This is a genomic window from Candidatus Paceibacterota bacterium (assembly GCA_028716825.1).
Lineage (GTDB): Bacteria > Patescibacteriota > Minisyncoccia > Minisyncoccales.
Genome location: JAQUPA010000028.1, coordinates 1 through 5,461 on the forward strand (window position 1 = coordinate 1; position 5,461 = coordinate 5,461).

General features: G+C 33.0%; 7 protein-coding genes and 1 rRNA gene. All 8 read right to left on the bottom strand.

All coding sequences use genetic code 11. From position 1 onward, the window contains the following. Positions 1 to 530: ribosomal RNA gene (locus PHI88_03605) — 16S ribosomal RNA — on the bottom strand; the annotation flags it as partial. Positions 531 to 697: 167 nt separating this feature from the next. Next, positions 698 to 1,342 carry a tRNA (guanosine(37)-N1)-methyltransferase TrmD gene (trmD, locus tag PHI88_03610; GenBank protein MDD5552214.1) on the bottom strand — a complete coding sequence of 215 codons (645 nt, stop codon included), beginning with the start codon at positions 1,340 to 1,342 and terminating at the stop codon, positions 698 to 700. Positions 1,343 to 1,346: 4 nt separating this feature from the next. Next, a complete protein-coding gene (locus PHI88_03615) occupies positions 1,347 to 1,691 on the bottom strand; it encodes a VOC family protein (GenBank protein ID MDD5552215.1) in 345 nt (114 codons plus the stop codon). 9 nt (positions 1,692 to 1,700) lie between these two features. Next, complete coding sequence (locus PHI88_03620; GenBank protein ID MDD5552216.1) at positions 1,701 to 2,390, bottom strand: C39 family peptidase; 690 nt, start codon at positions 2,388 to 2,390, stop codon at positions 1,701 to 1,703. A 147-nt stretch (positions 2,391 to 2,537) separates the two neighbouring features. Next, positions 2,538 to 2,849 carry a KH domain-containing protein gene (locus PHI88_03625; protein ID MDD5552217.1) on the bottom strand — a complete coding sequence of 104 codons (312 nt, stop codon included), beginning with the start codon at positions 2,847 to 2,849 and terminating at the stop codon, positions 2,538 to 2,540. Positions 2,850 to 2,996: 147 nt separating this feature from the next. Then, positions 2,997 to 4,292, bottom strand: coding sequence for a sugar transferase (locus PHI88_03630; protein ID MDD5552218.1), 1,296 nt, complete (start codon positions 4,290 to 4,292; stop codon positions 2,997 to 2,999). A 17-nt stretch (positions 4,293 to 4,309) separates the two neighbouring features. Then, a complete protein-coding gene (locus tag PHI88_03635; protein ID MDD5552219.1) occupies positions 4,310 to 5,059 on the bottom strand; it encodes a Wzz/FepE/Etk N-terminal domain-containing protein in 750 nt (249 codons plus the stop codon). A 55-nt stretch (positions 5,060 to 5,114) separates the two neighbouring features. After that, positions 5,115 to 5,461: VCBS repeat-containing protein (locus PHI88_03640; protein MDD5552220.1), on the bottom strand; the 347-nt coding region annotated here is incomplete at its 5' end.

A 5,461-nucleotide genomic window follows, 5' to 3' on the forward strand; every position in this document is an offset into this window, starting at 1 on the left:
CAATAATTCCGGATAACGCTTGGGGCACTCGTATTACCGCTTCTGCTGGCACGAGTTTAGACACCCCTTATTCCTTGGGTACCGTCAATCAAAAGATTTCTTCCCCAAGAAAAGCGGTTTACAACCCTAAGGCCTTCGTCCCGCACGCGACGTCACTGGATCAGGCTTTCGCCCATTGTCCAAGATTCTCGACTGCAGCCTCCCGTAGGAGTAAGGACCGTGTTTCAGTTCCCTTGTTGGGGACCATGCTCTCACATCCCCTACCCGTCATAGCCTTGGTGAGCCATTACCTCACCAACAAGCTGATAGGCCGCGGACTCATTCTAAAGCGAAAAGTTAAAAACAAATCTTTACCCCGAAGGGACCATCGGGTATTAGCCCCGCTTTCGCGGGGTTATTCCCGTCTTTAGAGTAGATATCCACGTGTTACTAACCCATCTGCCGCTGTCCCGCAAGCGGGACCGCTCGACTTGCATGCCTTATCTACGTCGCCAGTGTTCATCCTGAACCAGGATCAAATTCTCAGTTAAAAATTAAAAAATAAATTAAGGAATAACAAAGAGACAAGCTGGCTCAATGCAGCTACTGACTTTTAAAAGGGCTTTTACTTAACCTTGATATTTTATACAAAAAATAATTTAAAGTCAACCCCGTTAGATAGTAAACCCTACGAGCTCTATCTAACGGGGTCAACCCCTTATTTGGCCTGCTTACTTCTCCATTTTTCAATTTTTTTATGGTCTCCGCTCAAAAGAATTTTTGGCACGCTTCTTTCTTTTTTATCTATTTTGATTTTCTCGGGCCGTGTATAAACAGGGTAACCCTTAACTTCTCTTTTGTCTTCTATTGATTCTTTGTTTCCTAAAACCCCCGGAATTAATCTTGAAACTGCCTCAATAATTACCATTGCTCCAAGCTCGCCACCCGATAAAATATAATCTCCGATTGAAATTTCCTCGTTGGCAATATATTTTGCAACTCGTTCATCCACCCCCTCGTATCTCCCGCATATTAAAATAACATCTTTGTACTTAGTTAAGAACTTTGCCTTTTTTTGGTCCAATTTTTTTCCTTTTGCGGAAAGTAAAATTATTCTTGTTTTTTTCTTTGCGCTTTTTTTAATTTTATTTATGGTTTTTTGTATCGGATCTATTTTTAAAACCATTCCCGGTCCTCCTCCAAATGGCCTATCGTCCACGGTCTTTCGTTTATCATCTGTAAAATCGCGAAGATTATAGATTTTTATTTTTATTTTCTTTTTCTGCTGGGCCCGTCGCAAAATCCCTTCTTTAAAGTAAGAATCAAAAATCTCCGGAAAAATTGTAATTATGTGAAAAGTCATAGGCTTAGGAATTTTTACAAACAAACTGAATCTTATTTCCGTCGGGGTCAAGAAAGCTAAAATTTTTTCCCCAATCTTCTTTAACTAATTCTTTTTCAAATTTTATTCCTTTTTCTTTAAACTGATTATATATTTCTTGTATATTTTCAACTTCTATAAAAACGGTTTGATGTCCTGCAATTTCTCTTTCTTCTTTCGCCTGTTTTATACCTAATTTTGCGTTATCTAATTTAAAAGAGGCAAACTTTCCTTCCTGAATATAATCAACTTCCAGTCCAATTATTTCTTTATAAAATTTTATCGCTTCTTCTAAACTATTTGTATAAAAAATCGCTGAATCTAATTTCATAGTTTTAAACTAAGAATATACTACAACTCCCCTTTTTGCAAAAAACCTTTTAAAGTTTTTTTCTGAAATTTCAGCATATTCTTGAGACTTTTTATAAAAGCCGGAAGGATTATGCAAAAATAATATTTTCTTTTTATCGTCGTATCCTACAACTAAAACCAAGTGGCCACCTTTCTTTTTTGGAATCGACGATTCTAAATCTCTAATGTTTGGATTAACGGTGGCTATCACGTAATTATCTTGGCTTAATTCTCTTTTAATTCTTTTAATAGAAAGCCACCTTACGAACTCAATTTTAAGTTTAAATTCTTTCCTAACAAACCTACAAAAAGGAAGATAATACAATCCTTCGATATTTTCTCCTTTTTTGCGAAATCCTCCATATTTTGCGCATTTTTTTGCAAGATTAATCGTCTTAAACTCTTTTCCCAATATGTCCGCAAGAATCATTTTGAAACAAGTTATGCCACAGGTGTGCCAACTCCATAAACGATATTCTTCGGGAGAATTTGCTCCGGAATTTTTCCATTTTTTGTCTTCTGCTGCGTCTTTTTTCTTATTTAAAATATCATCATTCAATTCCGGACTCTCCCATTGAGAAAAATAAGGAATACCCTTTTTAATATATGGGCTTTTATGATGAAAAACACTATCTATATTAGCTAGTGAATTTTTAAGAATTCTTGATGCTCTTGGCATATTTTAAAAAGTAAGAATCAAAAATTTCAGGAAAAATTGTAATTATGTGGAAGGTCATACAAAAAAAGAAAACCGCGTCATTATTTGTCAAAGCAAATTTTGCTTTTTCACATTATAGCGCGGTTTTCTAAAGTATGTAAAGCTAAATTAGAGCTTGAGATCTCCAAGATCCTCTCCCTCTTTTTCTTTTTCAGCTGCTCTTTTTGAGCCCTCGGGCTCTTCAATCTTAAGATTTACTCTTGCGTGGTTCTTAAGACCTATCACTCTTACGAGAGTTCTAATTGCTCTTGCAATAGAGCCTTGCTTTCCGATTATTAAACCCATATCTTCTGGGTTTACTCTCAAAGAAAGCAAAACACCCATTTCATCAACTTTCCTATCTACTTTAACATCATCCGGGTGATCGACAAGTGATTTTACTAGGTTGTCAAGAAAATCTTTGTCTTGTTGCTCAGCCATATTTTTCTTCGAGTAGTATTTATACCACTCGTATCAATCATAATCGACCTTTCCCTTCAGGATACAATCCCTCAGGACTTTATTTACTTTTTCTTAAAAGATATACCATTATTAAAAAATTATCTTTTTTTGTCAAACATTCTAAAACTATCCAAAAAATTTTCTTAAACTTTTAAGGAAAATTACAACATCAAAAGTGATTGATCTATTTTTAATATAATAAAGATCGTATTGAAACTTTTCTCTAGCTTCTTTCACGGAAGTAGATGGTGGATAGTTAATTTGAGCCCAACCTGTGAGTCCTGGCTTTACCTTGTGCCGCAAAGAATAAAAAGGAATTACCTTTTCATATTGCTTGGCTAATTTTTTCCATTCAGGACGAGGACCAATAATACTTATATCGCCCCGTAGCATATTTAAAAATTGAGGAAGTTCATCAATATGTGTAAATCTTAGAAATCTTCCCACGAAAGTAATTTCTCTTTTATCTTTTTCTCTCCATATTTTTTTGCTGTTATTTTTTACATGCATAGACCTAAATTTATATGATTGAAAAATTCTTCCATCTTTACCTACTCTTTCTTGAATAAAGAAAATTGGCCCTTTTGAATTAATTTTTATTAAAATAGCAACTATGGGGAAAAACGATATGAAAAATAAACTTCCAATAGAAGCGATAAAAAAATCCAACATTCTTTTTAGAGTAGTATAGGCTTTTTCTTCCCTAATAAAACTATTAAATATGTTCGGATCTTTAATGCCAGAAAGCGCTATTTTTTTTGTAGTTTCTTCATAAAAATCAAAGAAGCTTTCAATTTCTATTTCTGGAAAAGAGAAAAATAATTTTTGAGAGTTTTTAACCTCTGGAGATATAATAATTTTCTTTATTTTTTTATTTTTAATTATGTTATGGATTTCATCTATGTTTGTGCTTTCATTAAAATCCCCTTCGATTTTATAAAGTAACTTTGAATTTTTAATATAATTTATTAAATCTTTCTTTTCCGAAAAACTCCCCCAAAAAATAATTTTTTCTTTATTCACACTTCTCTTGAAAATCCAATCAAAAAAAGAATGCCATAAGATAAATAAAATAGAAAAAATACCAATGTTCAAAAAAAGAATGGTCTTTGGCGCAATAGCAATACTTGGAAAAAGATAGAAATATAAAATTCCCGAAAACATTGCCAGAAATAAAAATACAGAAAAATACCGATAAAAATCAAAACTGCGGAATCTTATATTCAAAGAATAAAAGTCAAAAATAAAAAAAAGAAAAATCCAAAATAAAAAAAGCCACGAAAATTGCTTAAAAAAATAAATAAATATCCGAGGAGAAATTAACTTACTCCACCTTAAAATAAGAGCAATATAGAGAGAGAAAAATATCAAAGAAATATCTCCACTTAATAAGATGAATCTTCTTATAATCCTATACTTCATTATCTTTATCGAATTAATTAGCCCTTGAGAATTTCTTTTTTATTTCTTTGCCAGAAATCTAATACAAAAGCAAAAATAACGCCGAAAAACAAACCGATGAAAATTGATAAAATAACATTCAAATATAGATTGTTTTCATAAGATAATTCCTCTGGGGCAGGTCTTACAATTTTCGTCCTCTGGATGCTATTTAAGCTCATTTGCGCCTCGTCAATCTTAGATAAATGTTCAACGTAAAGGTATTGTAGGCTTGATAAATCCTTGTTTTTTTCTAATGCAGCTAATTTTGCTTTTTCTCTACTAACAATGGTTTTAAAACTACTTTCTTTCTTCTTAAAATCAATTTCATGCTGAGATAAAATAATTCTACCAAGTTCTCCTAAATATTTAACTCCCTCAACGGAATCTTTTGACTTTATCCTTACGGTGACAATATTACTATCTTTTGCTTCTTCAGAAATGAACGCCTCGACATCCTCTATTTCATCTATCTCCACTTTGCTTTCAATCAAATCATCATATACCCGGCTATTTATTTTTTGCTTAACCTGTGAAGTGGTTTCTGGTAAAAAAGTAATAAATGTTCCTTCGTTAAAAACTTCCATTTTGCCAATCTCCAAGACAACAGAACCCTCGTATCCTTTAAATAAAACTAAACTAAAAACAATCCCCAGTATAAAAAAAACTCCGACCACGAAAAGGATTAACAATTTCTTTTTAAATAATACCCTAACAAAATCTACTAAATTAATTTCTTGTTCAGCCATAAGGTTTAATATTTATAATATAGAATAATACCAAAAACAATTTTTTTTTCAATCCCTAATACTTATAAATAGGCACAATATCATCCTTTCCATCATTGTTTGTATCTCCCACCTGAAGATTGGTTGAAGACCAGTTCCAAGCTCCTTTACCAGACAACCACCATCTCTGCGCTGTGTAACTTGATGCAGTCTTTAGAAACACCCAGAATCCCGTGTTTGCATTTCCATAGTTATACAAAGCCACAAGGTCTTCTCTTCCGTCTCCATTAACGTCGGCATGGGAAATCTTTGTGCTGTCAAGATTCCAGGTTGTTGAAGTGTATGTTTTTTTGTATGAGGATATTCTATTTCCATTTGAAAGGAAGTTCCAGATACTCATAGTAGTTGTTCTATACTTGTAGG